The organism is Sporosarcina saromensis, assembly GCF_054901285.1.
Genome location: NZ_CM142738.1, coordinates 1,344,039 through 1,367,909 on the forward strand (window position 1 = coordinate 1,344,039; position 23,871 = coordinate 1,367,909).

General features: G+C 39.8%; 17 protein-coding genes and 1 riboswitch. Of the genes, 7 read left to right on the top strand and 10 right to left on the bottom strand.

Translation table 11 applies throughout. The annotated features are described in order from the left end of the window. The first annotated feature begins 34 nt into the window (after positions 1 to 34). Entirely contained in the window at positions 35 to 802 is a 768-nt protein-coding gene (locus tag ACVHUV_RS06690; RefSeq protein WP_462086515.1) for a 3-hydroxybutyrate dehydrogenase, read from the top strand. Between the two features lie 69 nt (positions 803 to 871). On the opposite strand, the gene ACVHUV_RS06695 is transcribed toward ACVHUV_RS06690, so the two are convergent. The 6 genes from ACVHUV_RS06695 to ACVHUV_RS06720 all read right to left on the bottom strand — a co-directional run bounded on the left by ACVHUV_RS06695 (position 872) and on the right by ACVHUV_RS06720 (position 10,874). Continuing rightward, complete coding sequence (locus ACVHUV_RS06695; RefSeq protein WP_462086516.1) at positions 872 to 2,695, bottom strand: sulfatase family protein; 1,824 nt, start codon at positions 2,693 to 2,695, stop codon at positions 872 to 874. A 167-nt stretch (positions 2,696 to 2,862) separates the two neighbouring features. Beyond that, positions 2,863 to 5,424: an EAL domain-containing protein gene (locus tag ACVHUV_RS06700; protein ID WP_462086517.1), complete on the bottom strand. Its 2,562-nt coding sequence runs from the start codon at positions 5,422 to 5,424 to the stop codon at positions 2,863 to 2,865. 352 nt (positions 5,425 to 5,776) lie between these two features. Continuing rightward, entirely contained in the window at positions 5,777 to 7,294 is a 1,518-nt protein-coding gene (gene opuFB, locus ACVHUV_RS06705; RefSeq protein ID WP_462086518.1) for an osmoprotectant update ABC transporter permease/substrate-binding subunit OpuFB, read from the bottom strand. Continuing rightward, positions 7,294 to 8,238: an ABC transporter ATP-binding protein gene (locus ACVHUV_RS06710; protein ID WP_462086519.1), complete on the bottom strand. Its 945-nt coding sequence runs from the start codon at positions 8,236 to 8,238 to the stop codon at positions 7,294 to 7,296. Before ACVHUV_RS06710 ends, opuFB begins: the two co-directional genes overlap by 1 nt. A gap of 895 nt (positions 8,239 to 9,133) precedes the next feature. Further along, positions 9,134 to 9,655, bottom strand: coding sequence for a cupin domain-containing protein (locus tag ACVHUV_RS06715; RefSeq protein ID WP_462086520.1), 522 nt, complete (start codon positions 9,653 to 9,655; stop codon positions 9,134 to 9,136). A 19-nt stretch (positions 9,656 to 9,674) separates the two neighbouring features. Beyond that, positions 9,675 to 10,874 carry a NupC/NupG family nucleoside CNT transporter gene (locus ACVHUV_RS06720; protein ID WP_462086521.1) on the bottom strand — a complete coding sequence of 400 codons (1,200 nt, stop codon included), beginning with the start codon at positions 10,872 to 10,874 and terminating at the stop codon, positions 9,675 to 9,677. Between the two features lie 150 nt (positions 10,875 to 11,024). Next, positions 11,025 to 11,124, bottom strand: a riboswitch (purine riboswitch). Positions 11,125 to 11,320: 196 nt separating this feature from the next. Here ACVHUV_RS06720 and ACVHUV_RS06725 point away from each other — a divergent pair. Further along, a complete protein-coding gene (locus tag ACVHUV_RS06725; RefSeq protein WP_317945510.1) occupies positions 11,321 to 11,776 on the top strand; it encodes a DIP1984 family protein in 456 nt (151 codons plus the stop codon). Positions 11,777 to 12,417: 641 nt separating this feature from the next. On the opposite strand, the gene ACVHUV_RS06730 is transcribed toward ACVHUV_RS06725, so the two are convergent. From ACVHUV_RS06730 to ACVHUV_RS06745, 4 genes are all read right to left on the bottom strand, one after another. Then, the gene (locus ACVHUV_RS06730; protein WP_462086522.1) at positions 12,418 to 14,553 is read right to left on the bottom strand and encodes a S8 family peptidase; all 2,136 of its coding nucleotides are present in this window, start codon (positions 14,551 to 14,553) and stop codon (positions 12,418 to 12,420) included. A 215-nt stretch (positions 14,554 to 14,768) separates the two neighbouring features. Next, complete coding sequence (locus ACVHUV_RS06735; protein ID WP_462086523.1) at positions 14,769 to 15,404, bottom strand: response regulator; 636 nt, start codon at positions 15,402 to 15,404, stop codon at positions 14,769 to 14,771. Beyond that, positions 15,379 to 17,232, bottom strand: a complete 1,854-nt coding sequence (locus ACVHUV_RS06740; RefSeq protein ID WP_462086524.1) for a GAF domain-containing sensor histidine kinase — start codon at positions 17,230 to 17,232, stop codon at positions 15,379 to 15,381. The genes ACVHUV_RS06735 and ACVHUV_RS06740 overlap by 26 nt, the downstream gene beginning before the upstream one ends. A gap of 368 nt (positions 17,233 to 17,600) precedes the next feature. After that, positions 17,601 to 18,227: a nitroreductase family protein gene (locus ACVHUV_RS06745; RefSeq protein ID WP_462086525.1), complete on the bottom strand. Its 627-nt coding sequence runs from the start codon at positions 18,225 to 18,227 to the stop codon at positions 17,601 to 17,603. 129 nt (positions 18,228 to 18,356) lie between these two features. Here ACVHUV_RS06745 and ACVHUV_RS06750 point away from each other — a divergent pair, with 129 nt between their 5' ends. The 5 genes from ACVHUV_RS06750 (at position 18,357) to ACVHUV_RS06770 (ending at position 23,863) form a co-directional block, all read left to right on the top strand. After that, a complete protein-coding gene (locus ACVHUV_RS06750; protein WP_462086526.1) occupies positions 18,357 to 18,716 on the top strand; it encodes a winged helix-turn-helix transcriptional regulator in 360 nt (119 codons plus the stop codon). Between the two features lie 226 nt (positions 18,717 to 18,942). Continuing rightward, on the top strand, positions 18,943 to 20,046 hold the full coding sequence (locus ACVHUV_RS06755) for an endospore germination permease (RefSeq protein ID WP_462086527.1): 1,104 nt from the start codon (positions 18,943 to 18,945) through the stop codon (positions 20,044 to 20,046). Between the two features lie 13 nt (positions 20,047 to 20,059). After that, on the top strand, positions 20,060 to 21,529 hold the full coding sequence (locus ACVHUV_RS06760; RefSeq protein ID WP_462086528.1) for a spore germination protein: 1,470 nt from the start codon (positions 20,060 to 20,062) through the stop codon (positions 21,527 to 21,529). Continuing rightward, positions 21,501 to 22,670, top strand: a complete 1,170-nt coding sequence (locus ACVHUV_RS06765) for a Ger(x)C family spore germination protein (protein WP_462086529.1) — start codon at positions 21,501 to 21,503, stop codon at positions 22,668 to 22,670. The genes ACVHUV_RS06760 and ACVHUV_RS06765 overlap by 29 nt, the downstream gene beginning before the upstream one ends. 44 nt (positions 22,671 to 22,714) lie before the next feature. Beyond that, positions 22,715 to 23,863, top strand: a complete 1,149-nt coding sequence (locus tag ACVHUV_RS06770; RefSeq protein WP_462086530.1) for a Ger(x)C family spore germination protein — start codon at positions 22,715 to 22,717, stop codon at positions 23,861 to 23,863. Positions 23,864 to 23,871 lie beyond the last annotated feature (8 nt).

Below are 23,871 nucleotides of genomic sequence, written 5' to 3' on the forward strand. Positions count from 1 at the left end.
CGGGACACGGTCGTTCGGTTGAGGAGGAATTACATTGGTAAAAGATAAAGTGCTTTTTATAACAGGAGCAGCACAAGGGATAGGATTTGAAATCTCAAAAGCGTTTTCTGAAGCAGGTGCACATGTCGTATTGACTGATTTGAATGAGGAAAAGGTAAAGGCGTCTGCATCGATGTTAGGTGAACATGCAATTGGCATAAAGTGTGATGTTACGAAAGAAGAGGAGATCCAGCAAGCAATAAATGAAGCGATTGAGCATTTTGGTAGAATTGATATTCTCATAAATAACGCAGGTTTACAGCACGTAGCGATGCTGGAAGACTTCCCAACTGAGAAATTCGAGTTGCTCGTGAAGATTATGCTAACTGCTCCGTTTGTTGCAACGAAATTGGTGTTACCGCATATGAAAAAGCAGCAATTTGGACGGATCTTGAACATGGCGTCTATTAACGGACTTGTAGGATTCGCAGGAAAAGCAGCTTATAATTCATCCAAACATGGGGTAATTGGTTTAACGAAAGTTGCGGCATTGGAAACAGCATCTGACGGAATTACGGTGAATGCCATCTGTCCGGGTTATGTTGATACGCCACTTGTAAGGAACCAGTTAGAAGATTTAGCAAAAGTAAGGAATGTTCCACTATCGTCTGTTTTAGAAGAAGTCATTTATCCGTTAGTTCCTCAAAAGCGTTTGCTCGACGTAAGTGAAATTGCCGATCTTGCTTTGTATTTAGCGAGTGACAGTGCAAAAGGAATAACAGGGCAAGCGGTTGTGTTGGATGGCGGGTATACGGTGCAATAAATAAGGGATGAAAAAGCATGAGACCGTTTCTTTTTGACGGGATCATGCTTTTTATATTGAAATTCTTAATTAGTCATGACAACAAGTACTGCCTTCTACACTGCAGTTGCATGACGGCATGCCGGGTACGTCACCGCTTGTAGGAAATAACCGTTTTTGACGGCATTGTTCTTGAAGTGCAGCAAGAAGAAGTGGTTGTAACACCAACGATTCAGGAGTTTGAAAGGCGGGATTGGCAAGATTCTTTTCTTCAAATGGGTCTCTCGTTAGGTTATACATTTCAAATTCATCAGGCAGCGGACACCGTTTTGTCGTTGTCACACAGACTGCACTTTCTGTCTTTGTTCCTGATTGAACAGGCGAACTTTGTACAGTTACAGTATCTTCACAGCCGGGATTACTCCAAAATTGTGGATTATCGTAGTACCTTGAAAACTTCCATATCTCGTCTGCCTTATCCTTACCAGTAGGCAATCGCGTAATGATGGCTTCGATATGATTAGGTTGAATGACTGCTTCGTAGGGTTGCCCTGAAACTGTAACTTGGTTCAGTCCTTTTGTGACGTCATCATCTGTCATGAAGTATAGGGGTTCATTTGCACGAAAGAATTCCTCCTCACCTCGTAATAGAGGAGATAGATTCCTTCCAACGAAAGGGTGTACTTCAGTGAAACTAGAACGCAATTGCTTTTGGACTTCTTCTGCATGAATGCCCGCAAGTCCTAACATTGTCGGTAACACATCGACATGACTCGTCAGCATATCGGTGGTTTTCCGTTTGTTGAACAACTGTGGTGAATGGATGATGAACGGGACATGAATGGATTCTTCATATGTGTTGTACCATTTCTGAAAGAGGCCGCCATGTGCGCCTAATAATTCTCCATGATCGGACAAAAATAGTACAATCGTGTTTTCGTAGAACGAAGATCTCCGCAATGCATTGAAAACTTTCAACATTTCTTGGTCGACTTGCTTTTGAAGTGAATAATACAATTGGCGATAAAATAATGTATCGCGTAAAGGTTGGAATGCTTGTTGGTAAACAATACGGTAGCTCGCTTGGGCTGATGGTTTTGTGTCAAGAGATTCTGTAGCTGTTGGAGCAGGGGGGATAAAAGGGACGGAAGGATCGACGGTAAACTTAAATAACGGACTTTGTTCGGTAAATGCACCAAATAACGCAATGTCGTGTGGATTTACAAATGAAGACATGATGAACCATGGTGATGCATCAGACTCATCCTCGTGCGATTGTTTTTCTAGTGACTGGATAAGTTGAACAGTTTCTGCTGCATAGACAACATCCCGACCGCTTAGACCGATTGCAGCTGAGGATGCGGAGTTGCGCGGAGCAGATCCATGTGGTTCGGGCCCGACCCACCCGTCGAAACCGTAAGCGCCTAAGCGATTCGCTTGAAGATAGTAGTTGACGTTCTCTTTGTCGGGCAAACCTGTTGACGTGTAGCTAGGCAAAGAGTTTTTTGTACCGGGAATAAGAATATCTTCTTCTGAAGCATGCCATTTACCTTTCCAAAATGTTTGATAGCCTGCTGCCTTGAAATAGTCTCCCATTGTCGGCACACTGTTTTGATCCAACCAAAACATGTCAGGGTCAAAACTTGTTTTTGCAGCTCCACTCGTTTGTGATACACCGTGAAGAGAAGGATATTGTCCCGTGTAAAGGGTCGTCCGGCTCGGTGAACAAGCTGAACTACCAGCATAATGATTCAGAAACTCCATTCCATTACGAAGCAGTAGCCGTTCAGTTCGTAAATTCTCTCTTCTCCATCTCTTTAGTTCGTTGTTGTCATAGGCAGAAGGAAACCTTTGTTGGTCCACCATCAATATGAGAAAATTGGGCTTGCTTTTTCTATTCGTGTTCTTGTCCATTTCTTAACCTCCTGTTGAAAATCTGTATAGTTGGTGTACGCTATGTTAATTTGTAAACCCTTATTGTAACGTATGGAAAAATTGATGAAGTGACTGGAGGTAATACCTACTTATCAATGAAATGAAAAAGAACACTCTGCCTGTCAGCGAGAGTGTTCAATCTAGCGTTACATCGATACTTTGGATGGCGATGCAGCGCTCATCTTTTTACGTCTTCCATTAAAGAACGTCTGCATTTGATCAAATACGAACGGATGATTTGGAAGCGAGTTTGACTTTTGGAGCATGACTTGCATTTTATTTAGAACACTAATACATTTATTGCGCTGGATTTCCGTCATGATGAACTGTACACCGTAATAGTGCAGGTCGTTATTGAAAGTATGATGCGCAATCGTTCCTCGAAGTGAGTGGATTTCATCCAAAATCTTTACATCAAATTGGAAGACAAAATCTACTTCTGTCGGCAACTTAATGTCTGATACGAATAACAATCCGCCAGCTCCGATATTTTTCACTAATATTGTTGCCTTACTTACTTCAACTTTTTTGCCGTTCATTTCCGATATTGTCATTTGGGCTTCTAAAGGATATGCAAAATCTAATCTGAAATATTTTCTATTTTCACGGCCTGAATGTTGGGTTTCTTCAGGTTTCCATTGCCGCTCCAATAATTTTTCTACGTTACTGCTTGTAACAGGTCTGCTGAATAGGAAGCCTTGTAAATAATCACAATGTAAGTCAATTAGGATATCCTTTTGTTCCTCTGTTTCAATACCTTCTGCAATTACAACAACGTCGAGCTCTTTTGCCATTTGCATGACTGAAGAGATAATGCTTTTTGAACCTTTATTCGTAAGCAGCTCTTTAATGAATAGTTGGTCAAGTTTAATTTTGTTCGGTTTAATCGCTTGCAGGTTACTTAACGAATTATACCCCGTTCCGAAATCATCAAGGGACAATGAGAAACCGTTTCTTTGTAATTCAATTAATCGTTGAAGTGTTTCTTCATCATCTAGCTTGTAGTTTTCTGTTATTTCAATATCAATCCACTTTGCATCCAAATCTGCTTCTTGAAGTTGTGAATGAATTGCCTGGAGAAAAGCAGGATTTTTCAATTGCTTGAGTGAAACATTAATCGAAGCTCTTACGAAGAATCCTTTATTGTGCCAACGAGCCAAATCACGAATCACTGTTTGTATCGTCCAAGCGCCAATCTCATCAATAAGTTCATAATGCTCTGCTAAGTATATGAACTCATTGGGCGTTATGTAACCATGCTCGGGATGTTCCCACCTGATGAGGGCTTCCACACATTCGATGAGATTTGTATTTGTATGATAAATCGGTTGATAAAACACTTTAAATTGGTCTCTCTTAAGCGCGAATTGTAAGTCATTGCGTAACGCATATAGCTTATGTAACGCATTGAGATCAGCTGTCGAAGAAATGCGATACTGATCTGTCCCAGTTTTGTCGGCTAAGAATAGCGCGGATTTTGCATTCATGATCAGTTCGTTCGTATTTTGTCCAGTATGAGGGAAGACGCTAATGCCAACTTTAGGCGTAAGGTAGAGACAATAGGTATTAAATTCAAAGGGACGTTTTAAAAATTGAATGATCTTTTCCGCTAGATCTGCTATGGAAGCAGGATTTGATAAGTTTTTAGTAAGAATGAAGAACCCATTTTCATTGGCCACTGAGAGTAGTTCAATATGACGGTTAAATTCATTCTTTAAACGCACAGCAACTTCTTGGATAAATGTTTCACCAAGACGATGATCGACCACATTTGTTATAAACTCATGACCTTCAAGGTTAAGAGACAAAACGGCAAATGAAGTATTAAATGTAGTCGCGAGTTTAATCTCTAAATCGACGCGCTCTTCAAATGCTCTTCTGTTTGGAAGTCCTGTATTCGTATCGTGTGCCGACAAGTACTGAATTTTCGCTTGCTGTTTTTTATACTCCGTAATTTCCCGGCAGTTATAGAGGATACCGGCTACTTCCTCATTATGTAAGAAATTAGTAAACGTGACTTCGTAGTCATGCCAGTCTCCTTTATTGTCTACAAAAAGAAGTTCTAAAGTCGTTGGGCATTCTGGTTTTTGCAGGACATCCTTCAATACTTTTGCAAAGTCATTACGGTTATTTTCATGTATAAACTGAACGAATTCCTCCCCAATTACATGTTCTACTTCGTAACCAAGTAAATGTTGAGTGGATTGGCTTTCATACATAATGACACCCTCTTCGTCCAGCAATCCGATAATCTCTTTAGAATTACTGTTAAAAGGACTAATTTTATTGTATGAAATGAGAGGTGTAGCTTTAGGTACAGCGATTTGTTTCACTACACAACATACACCTTGAATCGTTTGATCGTCCGAGGTAATTGGAAAAAAAGATAAGTTCAATTGCATGACATCTGCGTAAACGAGTGAGAAATTTTCAGCAAGTTGGATGTGCCCGTTAAGAACTTGCTTAAACACATTTTCAAAACGATCAATATCATCATGATGAATAAAATCTTTAAAAGACTTACCGATTAAAGTGTGATAATCATAAGACGGATTTGCTTTTAATATTCCTTTGACGGAGTTGATCTCTCCACTTTCATTTATTTCCATGACTAGGGAATCGGAAGGTGCGCCGACTAACAAATCGACTATGCTGGCAGTACTTGATAAGTAGTTCGAATTCTTTTTCTTTAAAAAGTTCCTTAACATGACCTCTTACCCACTTCCTATTTTTGTATATTAATAAAGACTATCTGAGTTGCTTTTTTAATAGTACATTAGTAATTGTTTTTGAACAAGTACTTTTTGCTTATTTTGGGTTTAGAAGTAACAGTTAAACAAGTACTTTTGGTGCAAGTTTATGGAATGGTAATAAAATTTTTGAAGTGGCTTATTTTACTGGATTACTTTGAAATTTTTGTTTGGATAAACTCTATCTATAATCGAGAAGGTGGGAAGGATGTGACAAACAACGATATCAATGCAAAAAACCGTATGAAACTGGCGTAGATTTCATACGGTTTACACGAGTATAGTGTCAATTACTGATTAACGAATTCTATTATTTTAATAAACCTTTTGCATGGAGAAACTTTCGTGCTACTTCTTCCGCACTTGCCCCTTCGACGTTCACTTTGTAATTCATCTCTCTCATTTCATCATCTGTAACGACGCCAGCCAATTTGTTTAAGATGCCTTCCAACTCAGGATGCTGTTCGAGCGTATCTTTGCGTAGTAGAGGGGCCCCTTGATAAGGCGGGAACAATTCTTTATCGTCTTCGAGGACGACCATTTCATATTCTTGTAATTCGCTATCTGTTGAATAGGCATCCATGACGTTGATAGCACCCGTTTCAATTGCTTGGTAGCGAAGTTTTGGTTCCATCGTTTGAATGGATGGAAAATCGAGACCGTACAATTTCTTAATGCCTCTGTAGCCATCTTCCCGGTCGTTGAACTCGAGCGTAAAGCCAGCTTTGACAGCATTTTGTACGGCTTGTAAGCCAGAAATGCTTGTTACGCCATACTGCTCTTGGAATGCCTTGGAGACAGCGAGTGTATACGTATTGTTAAATTCCATGGGTTCTAGAAGGCGTAGATTGAATTGATCTTCCAACCCTGAACGTGCTTGTTCATAAACTTCCTTGCGGTCATTGCTAACGGCGTCTTCTTTTAGAAATTCAGCGATTGCTGTTCCGGTAAATTCAGGGTAGATATCGATGCTTTTTGATTGCAATGCGTTAAAAACAAATGAGGTCTTTCCGAGTCCAGGTTTTAATTCAACCGTTAAATCTGACTCCTCTTCAATAAGTAGTTTGTACATATTAATGAGAATTTCAGGTTCTGCGCCTAACTTTGCACCTATGACAAGGTGATTGTTTGATTTTCCTGAAAGTAACGGGAATAAAAGAATGAGCAAAGCAGCGGCGGAAAATGTAGCCACTGCAACAGCAACACGCTTAAAGGACATCCCTTCAAACTTCTTCAATAAAAAATCAAACGCAAGGGCTAGCAATGCAGCTGGAACTGCTCCTAGTACAATTAAGGATGTATTATTTCTGTCAATCCCTAGTAGTATCAGATCACCAAGCCCACCTGCCCCGATGAGTGCAGCAAGCGTAGTCGTTCCAACGATTAGCACCATCGATGTGCGGATACCCGCCATTATGACAGGTGATGCAAGCGGAAGCTCAACTTTTACTAAACGTTTCCACTGATTCATGCCCATTGCGGTGGCAGCTTCCTTCAAGGATGGGTCGACTTCTTTTATACCTGTGTATGTATTGCGCAAGATTGGCAGGAGGGCGTACGCCACAAGTGCAATAATTGCAGGGACTTTCCCGATTCCGAAAAGAGGGATTAATAAGCCGAGCAAAGCAAGTGATGGAATGGTTTGCAACACCGCGCTTGCCCCAATGACTGCTTCAGCGATTCGCTCTTTATGCGTCAAATAAATGCCAATCGGAATTGAAAGCAGTACCGCAAAGAAAAGCGCAATTAAGGAGATTTGAATATGCTCAATGAAAGCCGTTAATAAGTCTTCTTTTCGATCTTGAAACACGGTAATTAGCGTATTCATCATAGGCCCACCTTTTCTTTAGCTTCCGTCGCTAAAAATTGGAGTACCGCTTCTCTAGTAAGTGTTCCGACGATTTGATTTCCTTGTTGAACGGCGACACGGTCAGAGGTGACCATCAATTCCAGCACTTCACTCCATGTTGCATCTATCTGGAGAATCTGTAATTGTGACATCTCAACTGGAATTGGACCAAGATGATCAGAGACGTTAAATGAGGGCGCGCTACCACTTTCGATGAATTGTTGCACAAATGGCGTCGCAGGTGAATTGACAATTTCTTCAGGCGTTCCAATTTGCTCAATTCCACCCTCATTCAACACGCAAATACGGTCACCTAGCTTCAAGGCTTCTTGGATATCGTGTGTAACGAACACAATCGTTTTTTGAATCGTTTTCTGAAGCTGGAGTAAATCTTCTTGAAACTTGGATCGACTAATCGGGTCAAGTGCACTAAATGGTTCATCCATCAAGATAATATCTGGATCTGCTGCAAGCGCTCGGATGACGCCAACTCTTTGTTGTTGCCCACCAGACAATTCGCTTGGTTTGCGGTGCCTGTATGTTTCAGGCTCCAAACCGACCATTTCGAGCAATTCTCCTACACGTGCTTGAATTCGATCTTTCTTCCATTGCTTTAACTCCGGCACAATTGCGATATTTTCCTCAATCGACATATGTGGAAATAGTGCAATCTGTTGAAGTACATAACCAATGCGCCATCGGAGTTCATGGATTGGATAGTCACTAATTTTTTTACCATCGATCGTAATGAATCCTTCTGTCAAAGGGATTAATCTGTTAATCATTTTCAACGTCGTCGTTTTCCCACATCCACTCGGTCCAATTAAAACGAAAAACTCACCTCGTGAAATTTCAAAATTCACAGCGTCGACGACAAATGTATTGCCATCATAGGACTTGGTTACATTCTCAAAACGGATCACTCATTTTCTCCCCCTTAATGATACAAACTTACAGAAATCCTTAATGAAAGGAAATGTATGCTAGTAATCTTCTTTAGCCTAAATAACTAGGTGGAAAACCTCTTATCTTAAATTTAGATTGCTTCTTTTCTTGGATGAGAATAGGTTATGTTCTGAGTATGGTAGTTTATGTTTATTATGACGTAGCGAGAGCGTTTCGATACGAGAGGGTAACGTTGTGATACGAGGCGTTTATGTTGCGATGCGCAGGTTTTACGTTGTGATACGAGACGTTTATGTTGCGATGCAAAGGGTTTACGTTGTGATACGCCGCGAGCGTTGTGATACGAGAGGATAGCGTTGCGTTGCGAAGCGTTTATGTTGTGATGCGAAGGGTTTACGTTGTGATACGGCGTGAGCGTTTCGATACGAGAGGGTAGCGTTGTGATGCGAGGAGTTTATGTTGCGATGCGCAGGTTTTACGTTGTGATACGCCGCGAGCGTTGCGATACGAGAGGGTAACGTTGTGATACGAGACGTTTATGTTGCGATGCCAAGGGTTTACGTTGTGATACGGCGTGAGCGTTGCGATACGAGAGGGTAACGTTGTGATACGAGACGTTTATGTTGTGATGCAAAGGTTTTACGTTGTGATACGCCGCGAGCGTTGTGATACGAGAGGATAGCGTTGTGATGCGAGGCGTTTATGTTGTGATACGGCGTGAGCGTTTCGATACGAGAGGGTAACGTTGTGATGCGAGGCGTTTATGTTGCGATGCGAAGGTTTTACGTTGTGATACGCCTCGATTGTATCGATGCAAAGTATAAACGTCGTATTATGGGTTAACCAAAAAAAGTGTGCAAGCTCAACGTATTTTGAGTTTGCACACCGCAAGATAAAGATCCTATATTTTATTCACTCAGGAAGCGTTTCGTAAGCTAATTTCTTAATAATTTCTTCGTGCTGAGGGTATTTCGCTAACAATTCAGCTTGTGTGAACAGTTCGAAGTCGGTGAATTCAAACCCTGGAGATACCATGCAGCCGACAAGAGAGCATGTGTCTTCTTCCATTACAGATGAACCGAAAATCGAGTTCTTTGGGACTAGCGCTTGTGGCACTTCGCCGTTCTCTAAGTCCATTCCGAGTTTTATTTCACGGTAAGTGCCGTCTTCTTCGATTACATGGACAGTTAACGAACTGCCGGCATGATAGTACCATAGTTCATCCGATTTTAGTCGATGGAAGTGAGAGACGTTATCTGACGTCAAAAGGAAATAAATGCTCGTGTACAGTTTTCGTGTCCCTTCAAAATTGACCGATAACTCCTTGTCGGTTGTCTGTTCTTCAGATTTAAACGTGTTTTTATAAAAACCGCCTTCCGGGTGAGGAAGGAGTCCGAGTTTTTCTACCCAATATTGTGCAGTTCCATTTTTCAATTCGTAACACTCCTATTCATTACCAAACAAATAATCCTACAATCATTGCTGTTAAACTCGAAACAAGTATACCACTTAGCATCAACAGCCATGTATATTTTGCGATGAATTTAGCTTTCATGTCACCAAATAGGGACTGTACGCTACCTAAAATAATACCGATTGTCGCGAAATTACAGAACGATACGAGGAATGTTGTTGCTACTGCTTCTGTATGTGGATTAAAACCGGACAGTAATTCACTCAAATTTGTCATCGCAACAAATTCATTTAATACGATTTTCACACCCATCAACTGGCCGACTGCAAGGATTTGAGAAAACTCAACACCCATTAACAGACTAAGTGGTGAGAAGAGAATGCCGAAGATATTTTCAAGTGCAAGGTCATCGTGTAGTAACCCTAAGAAGCTGTTTGCAGCAGTTATTAATGACACAAAACCAATGAGCATGACCGCAATAATTAACGCAAGTCTTCCACCTGTCATCATACTCGTGGAAATCATATCGAAAAAGTTGCCGCGCTCTTCTTTCGCTGGCTTGTAAACAATATCCTCTTCTTTTGTTACTTTGTATGGATTAATTAACGAAGTAATGATTAGCGTCCCTAACGCATTTAAAGGAATGGCTGTTAAAACGTATTTAGGATCCAACAATTGCAAATAGCCACCGAGCATTCCCGCACTCACACAAGACATGCTAATCATCGCAATCGTTAAGAGCCGTTTGTCATCCATTTTGTTCAGTTGCTCGCGTGTTACTGCCAACGCTTCGTTATTCCCTAAAAACATCACTTGTACAGCATAAAAACTCTCAAAACGAGGCATTTTAGTAATTTTGGAAAAGACCCATCCAAAGCCGTTGATAATCATTGGCAAGATGCCGAAATACGTTAAAATGTCAAAGAACGTAACGACGAAAATGATCGGCATGAGCACATTCATGAAAAATGTAAACGTTGAGCCATCAAGCGGTGCAAAATCACCAAATACAAAATTGATGCCGGACATGGAACTGCTTATTAGCCAAAGAAAGAAATCTGAAACGAGCGTAATCACTTTGCCGCCGATAGAGGTCGACAACATGAACCAAGTCGTGATTGCCTGTAAGACAAGTAGAATGAGTATTGGTTTGAAAGCAATTTCCCGTTTGTTGAAAGATAGGAAATAGGCTAAACCAAGTACTACTAAAATTCCGATACTATTAATCAATACATACATTTACTTATTCTCCTTTATACAACTGTCTGTGAAATATTTGTTTGAAAATAATAAAAACCCAAGAAGAATTGCGCACCAGTAATGAGTGAACAATGCTTCTTGGGTCGTCAAAAGGTCCTCCTATCACAAGTGGATAGGAAGTTAAACGCCAATTTGTATTGGTTCACTCATAGTCAATCCTTTACGGGGATCGGTAGAAACTTGCAAGCCATATTCTTGCAATTATATGAGTGGAATATTATTTTCAAAAAAAATCACTTTACGAGTATAACAACTATACGAGTGAATGAAAAGAGGAAATTTAAGAGAGCTAACTGGTTGGAAAATGAATTCTTTTGTAAAAAATGTAATCCTGTAGTATTGTAAAATAAATGAGAGAGTTTGCGAACTATTACTTTCTTAAAAGATAGCTGTAAAAATAGAGTTGAATAGAGGAGGAGACCCCTATGAAGCTAGCTGAAGCATTAATTGCACGTGCAGATTATCAAAAGAGAATTCAACAATTGAAAAAGAGGATTAGTGTGAACGTGAAAACGCAGGAAGGGGAAGAGCCTGCAGAAAATCCAAATGCCTTGTTAACGGAGCTAAGTGAGATTATGAGTGAATTGACTGATCTTATTAAGCGGATTAATAAGACCAATTGTGCAATCCAATTTGATGAAAACCGGACACTTGCGGATGCGCTAACCGAACGTGATCAAATTTGGGAGAAACGCTTAATTCTCGCGAGGGTTGCGGAAGAAGCTTCTGTACGGAATGATCGATATAGCAGAACTGAAATTAAGATGATCAGTACAGTGGATGTCGCAACTATCCAAAAACAGGTCGATCAATTGTCGAAAGCTTTTCGTGAAATGGATACGACCATCCAAGGGTTGAATTGGACAACTGATCTACAGTAAAACGAAATGTAAACAATTTAGTCGGTAGCTGTATTAAGCAAAGGTGAGTACGAACCCGCCAACAGGGCAAGTTGGATTTAATGGTGGTATTGGGGCAATACCGAGCGGTTCAAAGCCGTTACAAATGACGCCCAGTACTGTAACATGTGTACAAATAGATTGTAATTGTAACGACCGTGTACTAATTTGCTGAAACAGTGAGGGTGGGTTCGGGGACTAAAAAAGGAACGTATGCATTCAATTGCACACGTTCCTTTTTGATACTGTTGATAAGTAAGTTTGAAAAGTTTAGTTAGCGTCCGTCTTATTGGTAGGCATTGAAAAACCTGAGGATTGAAACGGCATATTCTGCTCTTGTAATTTTATTATCTGGATAAAAAGATGCATGAATAGTTGGTTTTAAGTCAAAAGGACCTTGTGTCACTGAAAACTTAGCATTTAAGATATTAAGATCTAAAGCAACTTGTACATACCCTTTAAGGTGTGGAGGGATTTTAGAGCTATCTTCAATTGTTAATCTTTGATTGTTGTATTGGACAGTTACCTCACCGTTGTGGGCTTTAGCAAGTTCTTCTAAACCTAAACTTTGGACGAGAGTGTAAGCTAGTTCAGTACGAGTTACAGCATCATTGGGGCCAAACTTATTTGGTGTCTTTGCAATTTGAACGCCTTGTTGGGTTTGAGAGATCTTTTAACGCTGCACCATTAGCAGTGGTTGCTTCTACATACGGTCGTAAATTAGCATTTACATCTGTGTAAACTTTTTGGTTACTTAGTGATTGTCTTACACCAGTACCCATTACTAAGAACTGCGCCAATTCGCCTCGTGTTAATTTGTCATCAGGTTTGAAGTAACCGCCTTGTCTAGCATCCACTAGACGTTCCTTCACCGCCATTTTAATGGCACTCTCTGCACTGTGTCCTGTAATATCATTTAATCCTGAGAAGCCTGACACAGAAGAAAGTATAATGGTTCCTTGTACATTTTCCGGCAAACCAATTGCGAAGGGATTTTCCTCACTACCCCTTAAGCCTCGAACCTCAACCTCCCACATACCAGCTTTAGGTGAGTTCACTGAAACTGTCCGATCAGTATACAAAGGAAAGAGAAGACTGACACCGGAGCTGTACTCTTCACCATCAGGAGAAGTAAGAATAAGGTTCACTGGGTTTCCAGTTTCTCCTAAAAGACCTTTTCCATTAACTTTAGCGACTATTCCGGTTGTTCCAGAAGGCACTTCAAATTCGTATTTATTAGATGAAATTAAGGTAAGTGGATTGTAATCCACTGCAAAGCTAGATCTCGTTTCATTCGAGTTCACATTACTATTAAATGTACCATTCATATTTAACGTCGTTCCATAGTCTTTATTGTTTAGGATGCTATCAATAGCAGCGTAAGCGTTTACATATCCGGCGCCTACTTCCCAATTTTCGTACCCAGGCATATTTGTTGCGGTCGTTTGAAGGATTTCTTTTATGTCATTAGGACTAAGTGTTGGATTTGCTTCCAACATTAGCGCGACGATTCCTGCTACGTGAGGAGTTGCCATCGATGTTCCACTCATTGTTGTATAGAAAGGCAGATAACCGGGTTCAATTAACTCTGCGTCTTTATCAAGTCCAAGGGCTGACAATGGAGACACAACGCGTGTAGAGATAATATCAACGCCAGGCGCTGTAATTGTTGGACGATCTTCCCACGTCCAAGACTGTCCATTTAATTCGAAGGTTCCCCCTGAATGTTTTGTGCCTCTAGAAGAGAAGTCTGCTAAACGTCCGTTTTTCTCACCTGCAGCGACAGAGATTACCCATGGTGCTTTAGCATAAGGATTATGCGTATCTTCTGAAGGACCTTCATTCCCAGCAGCAAATAGAACGGTAATCCCACGATCGTATGCTTTTTTACTAGCAATATTGACAGGGTGGAGAGGATCGAAGCCGCCTGAAGACCCCCAAGAATTAGTAATAACTCTTATATTATACTGTCTTTGGTGGGTTATTGCGTAATCAAAACCGCCAATTGCATCAAGGATGAATAATGCTGCTCCCGAACCATAACCGATTAAATCAGCTCCAGGTGCTGCACCTTCATATTTACCACCTGACATGACACCCGTACCACCAACCGTACCCGCTACATGTGTACCATGTCCCGAGTTTGTATCTGTATTCGCGATATTCTCTAAATATGTGACAGGGAGTAAGTTGTTGTTCACTCCGTTTAAGTTTGTTGTTCCCATAACATTTTGCACTAAATTCTTACCAAGTTCATGGTCTTTATGGGTTCCATCTACACCGCTATCGTTTACCACTACACCGACTCCATGTCCCGTAAATGGATAGCCGTTGTTTGCTTTTATCATATCTTGGTTAGTTCGGACTTTATTGACACCTGTAATGTCTTTAGCATCTGCATTGTAATAGGTAAGCCTTTCATTTAAGTAAAGGGAAGCCACTTGTTCATTTCTTGAAAGGTCTTCAATTTGTTTCTTTGTAGCGAGAACACCTGCTACTGGCAAAGAGTGCATGCTCATACCTTTTGCAATCCCGATCTCCCTGAGTAATTCAAGCTGTGCATCGGAAGGAGCTCCATCCCCATTAAAAGTAACTATAACTTGCAATAATCCTGTCGTAGATTCCATTGCTTTTACCAATTTCTCATCCAGTTTCGCTACAGGCTCTGGTTGATCCATTGCTGAGGTGAAGGTATAGTTTCCGATTAGCAACATCCCCATTAAAATAAATAAAGCAAAACGACGCATCAATGTCTTCATCAAATTCCCTCCTCATTCTATTTACTAGTACTATTATCAGTAAGATTCAGTATTTTTTCTATTCAGCAAAAGGCGTAATTATGAATCCTAACGAACTAGCATCGTATACATAATAAGTAGTACGGGAACTAGTGCTTTTTAAGACTACACGTAATTGAGAAGACTTTGTGCAAGAACAATATTAATCTTTACTAACATGGGAGATTTCAAATAGGTTATAGTGGCAGAATCCTATTTTGTATCGTGTATATGACCGCTTGTGACCGGCTTTTGACATCTAACTTCTTAAAAATTTTGCTGACGTGTATCTTAACTGTTTTGTCACTAATAAAAAGTTTCTTTGCAATTTCTTTATTGCTTAACCCTTCCAGTAGACAAAACAGTACTTCTTTTTCTCTCTCTGTTAAATCTTCGTGTTTTGGGGTGAATTGCTTTTGTTGGTGGAAATCGAATAGCTTTTTAGTCATTGTAGGATGAATGACAGATTCACCCTGTGCGACACTGCGAATCGCGTCTACGACCTGGTGGGAAGGTGCGTCCTTTAATAGATAGCCGTCTGCGCCTGATCGGATAGCCGATAGAAAGTATTCGTCATGATTATGCATCGTTAAGATGATTACTTTGATGTCTGGATAGACGGCTTTTATTTCAGAAACTACTTCAATACCGTTTTTGTGTGGCATATTAATATCCATCAAAACAACATGAGGTGTAAGATCATTAATCTTTTCAAGAACATCAATGCCTGAAAGTGATTCACCTATTACAACAATATCTTCTTCCAGTCCAATGAGACTCTTAAGGCCGTCAATTAATATTGTATGGTCATCCACTAACAAAACTTTGATCATGTATATGGCCTCCTCTGTCTTCCAGTTTCGGGATTGTGAGCGTAATCTCTGTTCCTTGGCCAGGCTTGCTGTCAAATTGTAATGTCGCTTTAATTTTTGATGCTGCTTCATTCATATTAATTATGCCAAAATGAGGTTCATGTCGTGCTTTTAACATTGCATCCATTAACGAAAAGCCACACCCGTCATCTTTTACTTTGAGTAATATTTGTTCTGATTGGTAACTGATTAAAATTTGGATGACTTTTGCATTCGCATGTTTGCTAATATTCTGCATACTTTCTTTGAAAATATCAAATATTACTTTTTCAACCATAGGACTAAGCGGTATTTTTTGTCCTCTTTCCTCAAGAGAAATTTGCATCTGGTTGTTATTCTGCATTTCTCTTATTACTTTATCAATTGACTGCGAGAGACCGGATTGCTCAGTTGGATAGGGTCGTAAAGCGTAAATGGATTCTCTGACTTCACGAAGGCCTCCTCTTAATTTTTCAATACTATCGGTCATCAGTTCCAAAGCTTGAATGGGGTGATTTTGTTGCTTCTTTGTAGCTGTTTCCAATTTCATGATAGCTCCCGCTAAAGTTTGTGCAATTCCGTCGTGAATATCCCGAGCGATTCTGTTCCTTTCCTCAAGTATCAGTCTTCTTTCTTGCTCATCTAAAAGTGAGCGCGTTTTAAAAGCGATGGCTAATTGATTGGAAAGGGTAGCCACTGACCGTACATCATCTTCCGTAAAGCTTTTAGGTCGAATGCGCCCAACGATGAGCAATCCAATTGTTCGATTTTCAAGTAATAATGGTGTATAGATGAGACATCGGATACTGGGCGGAAAACAAGAGTTAAATGGGACTTGCATGTTCTTACGATTATTGACCAGCGTCGGTTGTAGGACTCCGTGGATTTTCTGAAAATCCTCATTTGGGATTTGATGATCGGCTATTAATTCACCTGCTTCGAAGACACGCTCCCATGCGCCATTATTATTTATCCACAAAATAGCGGAGTCAAAATCTATGAATTGCTTCAAGCTTTTGAGTGCATTGAAAACTTCTCCTGAAAGGATCAGACGATTAAGTTCAGACGTTATATTAAATAAGGACTTAAGGCGATTTTTCTCTGTTTTAATTCTTACAATTATGGAAGTTAGTAATGCTAATCCTATTAAAGGTGAGAAAAAGAAAAAGAATGAAAACGTATCAATAATTCCTCTGTTTTGACTTCCTAATACTAACAATAAAGTACTATAAAGTAGTGAAATGAAGAGACTTCCAATTTCCGATAAAGTTTTTTGTTTCCAATTAACAAAGTCATACTTTTGAGGTCGTAATAATAAGACACCATCTACAATTATGTTGTTTGTAAGATAATAAATCGATGTTAGTAGGAACATCTCTAGGAGTTTTACTGGTAATTCTTCAATAGGTGTGAATAGTGAAGCTTGCATGATGGAATTGGTTATGGTAACAGCTAAAGAAAGACTAATTGCCAGTTGTGCAGGATTAAAGAATATGATTCTTAAAGGTCTTCTTTTTACAATGCTTATTAAACAAGTAATTCCAGCTATAATAACGATTGCTAAGGAAGTGCCGTAAATAAGATGAATTGCGTATAAGAGTGGAAAACTAATACTACTAAAACCTTTCCATACAGGCATTGGAAAATATTCTGCAATGGCTATGAACAAAATAAATAATAAAAGTGTAAGAATATCTCCACGAATAGTCATGGTGAGACTACTATGTAATATAATTGAACAACCAATAATGGAGATCATGATTATGAATACGTTTGCTTTAAACTCTTTACTTCGTGCAATGCTTTTCATCTAAATCTCCCCCAACTTCACATCCTTTCTTATAGTTTACTATAAATTCAAAATAAATAAATTGGAACTTTTTAATCATTATGTTTTCAAAGAAGTGATAAAGACGAGGGATTTAGGTAATTAGTTCTGTGGCATGTTGTCGTATTCGTCTCAAGAAGGCTTTACTTTAAAGCTGATGAATTGCTGGAATTGAGAGGGATAGTATCTAGTAGGACGAGGCTGGGACAAAACAAAAAAATGCATGAAGGCAAATTTCGCCGGCATGCATTTTTTCTGCTTTTACAATGTTTCTTTTTTATATTCATGAGTGGAGCGCAGAGAAACGGTTTACTTAAAGTTTTGTCCCAGCCTCGTATGTTCGGTTTTACTTACACAAACGTCGCAATCTTCTCCAAAGGTAACCGCGTGGAACCATAAGCTGGAGAAGCGGCCTTACCTAAAGCGATGAGGACGAGCGGAACATACCGGTTGTCCAAATTAAACGCTTCTGCGAATTGGCCTTTATCGAATCCACCCATCGGAACTGTGTCGTAACCTTTCGCTTTTGCGATCAACATCAGTTGCATGGAGATGAGTCCTGCGTCGAATGCTGCGATGTTCAGTCTTGCGTCATATGGAGCGTTCGGATATAAAGCTTTCGCATTATTTGCGAGTCTTTCCATACTTTCTTTGTCCATATTGCCTGCCTCATAATTGGACTGATAAATTTCATCGATATTGTGATAGGCTTCGGTATCGCCAATCACTGCGATGATGGCAGAAGCTGTTTCTAATTGTTGTTGATTGAAACCGAAGCCTTTAATTTTCATTTTCGTCTCTTGGTCTTGGATGACGATGAAACGCCAAGGTTGAAGGTTACTGGATGAAGGCGCTTGTGTGGCTTCAACTAACATCGCTTCGAGTTCTTCTTTTGCAATTGTATAAGTTGGGTCGTAATTTCGTACGGATTTACGTTCGTGAATTACTTCGGAAAGTATTGAGTATTTCTCGGTCATTGGTGAACACTCCTAATTAGATAATGTACTTACTATTAGTAAGCTAAGATATAAGGTTACTATTAGTAAGCTTGTTTGTCAATAATGTGTATGGTAAAGTGAATGTATTATGAAAATGGGGTTTTGTTAATGAAAAAAAGCGAAGAAGTCATTCAAGCGAAGCAGCAAAGTGCTTGTGACAGTTTTCATGAAATGATTGAATTTATTGGGAAAAGATGGACGGGTATTATTGTCTATCGATTGTTAGACGGGCCAAAAAGGTATCACGAATTATTGGCGGAAATCCAAGGTATATCGGATCGTCTGTTAACGGAAAGGTTACGGGATCTGGAGGCACATGGAATTGTTCGTAAAAACGTTTTAGACCAAGCAGTTCGAAAAGTCGAGTATGAGTTAACTGAGAGTGGGAAAGAACTTGAAGACATTATAAAAGCCATTATGAAGTGGGTTAAGGTAAATGGTTGTTTAACACGTATCGCAAATAGTTGATCTTGCTTGTGACAGAACAAGTGGTACGCCACCTCAAAAATGAATGTTTGTATAAACCAATACGCAAGAGAGTAGATAAAGTTTAAATGGACTTTGTCTACTCTCTTTTTTCTGTCGACCTCATAAGGATGTATTTTTGTGCAATGTACACACATGCTAATCAATGCTTATAAAACTTGTTGTTTTTGTCGAAGCTAGCGATATAAAAACGTTAGAGGGTTTTTCGATGAATAAAGTTGGAACAGTCAGTATCTTACATGTCATTTTCCTATCGATGACTGTTGTTGGATTAAAAAATCATGTGACCATATTACCTCCCTTACTCTCTGTCGGCGGAAGAGATGGATGGATGTCTGTTATAGCTGCAGCCGTTCTTGTTTTCCCGTGGCTCTATTTGCTAATGTACATTCATAAAACGACCAACCAAGAGCCGCTTATGGATTACCTTGAAACCCATATTGGGAAAAAAACTACTTTAATTATTCGGTACGTGGTAGCAATTTACCTCTTGCTTATCGCGGCGTTTACACTCGCAGAAACTTTGCAATGGATTACTGGTACCTTTTTACCTGAATCGCCAATGTTGCTGATGTTATTTATCTATACAGGTCTCTGTGTTTTTTTTGCCTCAAGCAATTTGCAGACAATCGTAATGGTTAATGTACTCGTATTATTTTGGGTTGTGGTTCTTGGCTTTTTTGTTGCTTTCACAAATATTCAAGTGAAAGAGTATGAATTGCTCTTGCCAATGTTAGAACACGGGGTAAAGCCCGTTGCTACTGCATTAGTCTACCCTGCCTCTGGATTTGTCGAGTTACTCATGCTCTTGTTTTTACAACACCGGTTCAAGAGTAAAATCCGTTGGTATCATTATGGGATCATGTTGTTCATCCTTATGGGACTAACAGTCGGCCCGCTTATCGGGGCCATTACGGAATTTGGTCCAGATGAAGCGGCGAAACAACGTTATCCAGCATACGAGGAATGGGGACTTGTTGCCATTGGACGGTTTATCGAGCATCTTGACTTTTTATCAATTTACCAATGGCTTACAGGGGCTTTTGTTAGAGTCGGTTTTATTTTATATATTGTAACGGACTTGTTAAAGATGACAGGAGACAAAGTGAGAATTTGGAGAGTGATCGCACCTCCTTTCTTCTTCTTTTGTGCCTCTTTGTTTTTAATTAATGACCATGTTTTCTTAACGATAAAAGGTAAAGTACTATTAACAAGCACATTTTTGTTTTTTTTATTGTTGTCTTTGTTATTGGCTTTACTCGTACGCATTTCAAGTGCATCAAAAAAGAATGCGAATTCCAAACTATCTTAATAGAAAATGGTGAGTGCAATTGGATGAGAATACTATTGATTTGACATCACTGAAGCAACTGTTCGAGAAGTCTGCAGACGTCCAATTTCAACCATATTCGTTCGGAAATCAGCATGTCGTACTCGTTACTTGTGAGGCGATGATTGATCAGCAAATGTTGAACGAAGTGGTTGTCGCTCGTGTACAACAGTTGTTGAAAAATGAAAATGAAGAACCAATTGAACGTCGCATTGTGAATGAATTACACGTTCCAGGTTTAACGAAAGTTTTCGATAAAAGTGAGATTATTTCACTCGTCTATACGGGAAATGTACTGATGTATTTTGCGAGTGATTGTATTTTTGCAAGCAATATTTCAAAAAAGCCGAACAGGAGCCCCGAAGAAACAAAGTTAGGCGTACCTGTAAAAGGACCACGCGATAACTTCATTGAGGATATTGCGGTAAATATAGCTCTTGTAAGGAAGCGATTGCCAACCAATTCGTTAGTCGTTGAAAAATTCGAGTTAGGAAGACGTTCAAAAACGACAGTCGCTCTTCTTTACTTTGATGACATTGCAAGTAAGGAAACATTGTATAGTTTAAAAAAACAATTACGAAAAGTTGATACCGATATCGTATTTAGCGGTGATTTGCTTATGGAAAATATTAATAAGGGAGGGTATTTATTCCCGAGAGCTGATTATACAGGTCGAGCGGATAATGCAATTCAAGCACTAGTCAGAGGACGTTTTCTTTTATTTATTGATGGCGTAGCCTATGCCGTTATAACCCCCGTAAACCTTTTCTTACTCGTCAAAACGAGCGAAGATAATGAATACCCATCACTTTTTAGTTCTCTCGCAAGGTTGTTACGGATATTCGGTATGACGATTGGTATTATCCTCCCGGCATTTTGGCTAGCTTTAACAACGTTTCATCAAAATCAATTACCGTTGCAGCTATTAGCAACTGTCGTCCAGTCAAATACAGGTCTACCATTTCCTTCATTTTTAGAAATGCTCCTCATGCTACTTATGTTTGAGTTGTTCCGTGAAGCTGGTCTACGTTTACCGTCTGCACTAGGAGGGACAATTGGTGTCGTCGGAGGGCTTATTATTGGTGATGCCGCCATTCGTGCCGGCATTACGAGCCCAGCGATGATTGTCATTATCGCTACGTCAACAATAGCCACATTTACACTTGTCAATCAATCCCTCGTAACCGCGGTAAGTATTTTGCGTATTAGTTTCATTTTGTTGACAGCGTTATTAGGATTGTTTGGCTTCTTAATGTCTGCATATTTCACACTGCTCTTTTTAGCGAACATCAGGATATTTGGTGTGCCTTATATGAGTGTGACAGCAGACTTAAGTTGGACTTCCATTAAACAAAGTCTATTTCGCTTACCAGCTAATCAATATAAGACCAGACCAAACATGTTAAGTCCTATTGATACGACGAGGGGCAATCAGGATGAGAATGATAAAGAACAACAAAAGTAAAATATCCCTTCTATTTGGTCTACTGCTTATGGGAATCCTTTCAGGCTGTTGGGATGACAATCAACCCGAGAGAATGCTCTATATTAATGGAATCGGAGTGGATTACAAGGATGGCCAGTATGAGGTGTATGCGCAAATTATCACTTTCGGTAACATAGCCAAATCAGATCAACCACCTGGCGATGAACCACAGGCTGAAGTCGGATATGCAAAAGGCGCCACAATGGATGAAGCAATTTATGAATTGTATCATTCTGTCGATCAAAAAGTGTATTGGGGACACTTTTCATATATCGTCATATCAGAAGAAGTAATGAAGAAGGAAAAACTGAATCCAATTATTGATAGTTTTATTCGCTATCGAGACACACGGTACCAAATTTGGGTATACACGACGAAAGACCCTGTGCAAGAAGTGCTGTTAGTAAGGCCGGTTATTAATCGAGCTATAACTTTATCGAAGCTTGGGGATCCTGAAAATTCCTTCCAACAAGAGTCGTTCATCCAGCCATTGAATATCAGGAAGTTGATTATTCAGCTAAACGAACCTAGCCATGAAGCGCTAATTCCACTAATTGCTGTGGAGGAGAATTGGCGTTCAAAGGATGGGAGAATAAAAGCTCCTGTCTTAGCCGGTGTTGGTGGAGTGACAGATAAGGGATTTAATGGATTTCTTGAGAAAAATGATGTTCGAGGAATTCAATGGATGTCGAATGAAATGAAAAGAGGAGAAGTTACATTTGAGGCGAATGGCGGAGACTTTCTAACAATCATAGTTGACCATGTAAACGTACAAATCAAGCCGTTTGTGAAAACCGGTCAAGTGAAAGTCGATATTGAAGTAAAACTGGATGCCACTGTCTATCTTGTTGAAGGAAACCCAACAATTTTTGAGATAGAGGAAGGAATTAAAAAGGAGATTAAAAAGGAAATCATGGATACGTACTTGGCTGCAATGGAAAAAGGAATCGACGTTTATCGTTTCTCTGAAAAATTGTACCGTACAGACCTAAAAGCATGGCAGCAAGTGCAACATGAAGGTGAAGTCGAATTGACTGAAGACACAATACGTAAATTGACTGTGAAATTAGAGAAGCTTGATTCGGAAAGGAAATCTTTCCGAGAGACAATCGAACAATAAACTATTTGAGGCATGCTAGCAAGCCGGTATGGGAGAGAGATCGAATGAAGAGCAAAATATTATTGAGTATAATGCTAGTAGTGTCTCTCCTCTCGGGTTGTTGGGACTCAAATGAACCGGAAAGAATGCTCTATATCAATGGTGTTGGCGTAGATTTTATAGATGGTGAATATGAGTTATACGCGCAGATTATTGACTTCACAAATGTTGCAAAAACAGAACAACCCCCATCCGATCAACCTCAAATGGAAGTCGGGTTTGCAACGGGTGAAACAGTGGATGAAGCAATTTTTAACTTGTATCACTCGATAGACCAAAGGGTGTTTTGGGGGAATATGAGCTACCTTGTTGTTTCTGAAGAAGTAATGAAAAATGTGGAGTTAAGTCCTATTATTGATTTATTCATTAGATACAGGGAGACACGCTATCAAATATGGGTCTACACAACAAAGGATCCAGTGGATGAACTCTTACTCGTACGTCCGGTCATTAACCGGGCAATTACATTATCTAAACTTGGAGACCCTGAAAATTCATTTAAACAGGAATCGTTCATTGACCCGATAAACATTCGTCAATTGATCATTGATATGAATGAGCCTCCCCACGAGGCGAGGGTTCCGCTAATCAGAATAGATGAGAATTGGGAATCCATAAAAGAAACCATTAAAGCGCCTGTAATCGCTGGTGTCGGGATTGCTACTCCAAATGGTTTCAAAGGGTTTATTGAAGGGAATCAGGCACGTGGAATGCAGTGGATGTCGAATGAGACGGCTAGAGGACAGATTACGTTCAAAACAGACAAGGACCATGGTATCACTGTAAATGTTGAAAAGGTGGAAGTGAAAATAGAGCCTGTCGTAAGCAAAAAAGAAATAGTCTTTGACGTTGATGTTGAATTGGAAGCGACGATTAGCGTTATCGAAGGGGACATTACTATTGATGAAATCCGATCTCATGTAATCGCTAAAGTGGAAAAAGAGATTAAAAAAACGTATGAAGAAGCGTTAAAGAAGGACATTGATATTTATCGTTTATCTGAGCAATTGTATCGAAAAGATGTGAAAGCTTGGGAGCGCATGCATAAAGATGGTAAACTTGAGTTGAAAGAAGATTCGATACGGAAGCTCCATGTGAAGTTGGCTAGACTGGACGCAAAACGGAAGTCTTTCAAAGAAACAATTGAACAGTGAACTGATGT

What these genes read in the sequence shown, in the direction of transcription:
- ACVHUV_RS06695 (WP_462086516.1), bottom strand. Translation starts at nt 2,695, where the DNA reads ATGGACAAGAACACGAATAGAAAAAGCAAGCCCAATTTTCTCATATTG.
- ACVHUV_RS06700 (WP_462086517.1), bottom strand. Translation starts at nt 5,424, where the DNA reads ATGTTAAGGAACTTTTTAAAGAAAAAGAATTCGAACTACTTATCAAGT.
- opuFB (WP_462086518.1), bottom strand. Translation starts at nt 7,294, where the DNA reads ATGAATACGCTAATTACCGTGTTTCAAGATCGAAAAGAAGACTTATTA.
- ACVHUV_RS06720 (WP_462086521.1), bottom strand. Translation starts at nt 10,874, where the DNA reads ATGTATGTATTGATTAATAGTATCGGAATTTTAGTAGTACTTGGTTTA.
- ACVHUV_RS06725 (WP_317945510.1), top strand. Translation starts at nt 11,321, where the DNA reads ATGAAGCTAGCTGAAGCATTAATTGCACGTGCAGATTATCAAAAGAGA.
- ACVHUV_RS06730 (WP_462086522.1), bottom strand. Translation starts at nt 14,553, where the DNA reads ATGAAGACATTGATGCGTCGTTTTGCTTTATTTATTTTAATGGGGATG.
- ACVHUV_RS06735 (WP_462086523.1), bottom strand. Translation starts at nt 15,404, where the DNA reads ATGATCAAAGTTTTGTTAGTGGATGACCATACAATATTAATTGACGGC.
- ACVHUV_RS06740 (WP_462086524.1), bottom strand. Translation starts at nt 17,232, where the DNA reads ATGAAAAGCATTGCACGAAGTAAAGAGTTTAAAGCAAACGTATTCATA.
- ACVHUV_RS06745 (WP_462086525.1), bottom strand. Translation starts at nt 18,227, where the DNA reads ATGACCGAGAAATACTCAATACTTTCCGAAGTAATTCACGAACGTAAA.
- ACVHUV_RS06750 (WP_462086526.1), top strand. Translation starts at nt 18,357, where the DNA reads ATGAAAAAAAGCGAAGAAGTCATTCAAGCGAAGCAGCAAAGTGCTTGT.
- ACVHUV_RS06755 (WP_462086527.1), top strand. Translation starts at nt 18,943, where the DNA reads ATGAATAAAGTTGGAACAGTCAGTATCTTACATGTCATTTTCCTATCG.
- ACVHUV_RS06765 (WP_462086529.1), top strand. Translation starts at nt 21,501, where the DNA reads ATGAGAATGATAAAGAACAACAAAAGTAAAATATCCCTTCTATTTGGT.
- ACVHUV_RS06770 (WP_462086530.1), top strand. Translation starts at nt 22,715, where the DNA reads ATGAAGAGCAAAATATTATTGAGTATAATGCTAGTAGTGTCTCTCCTC.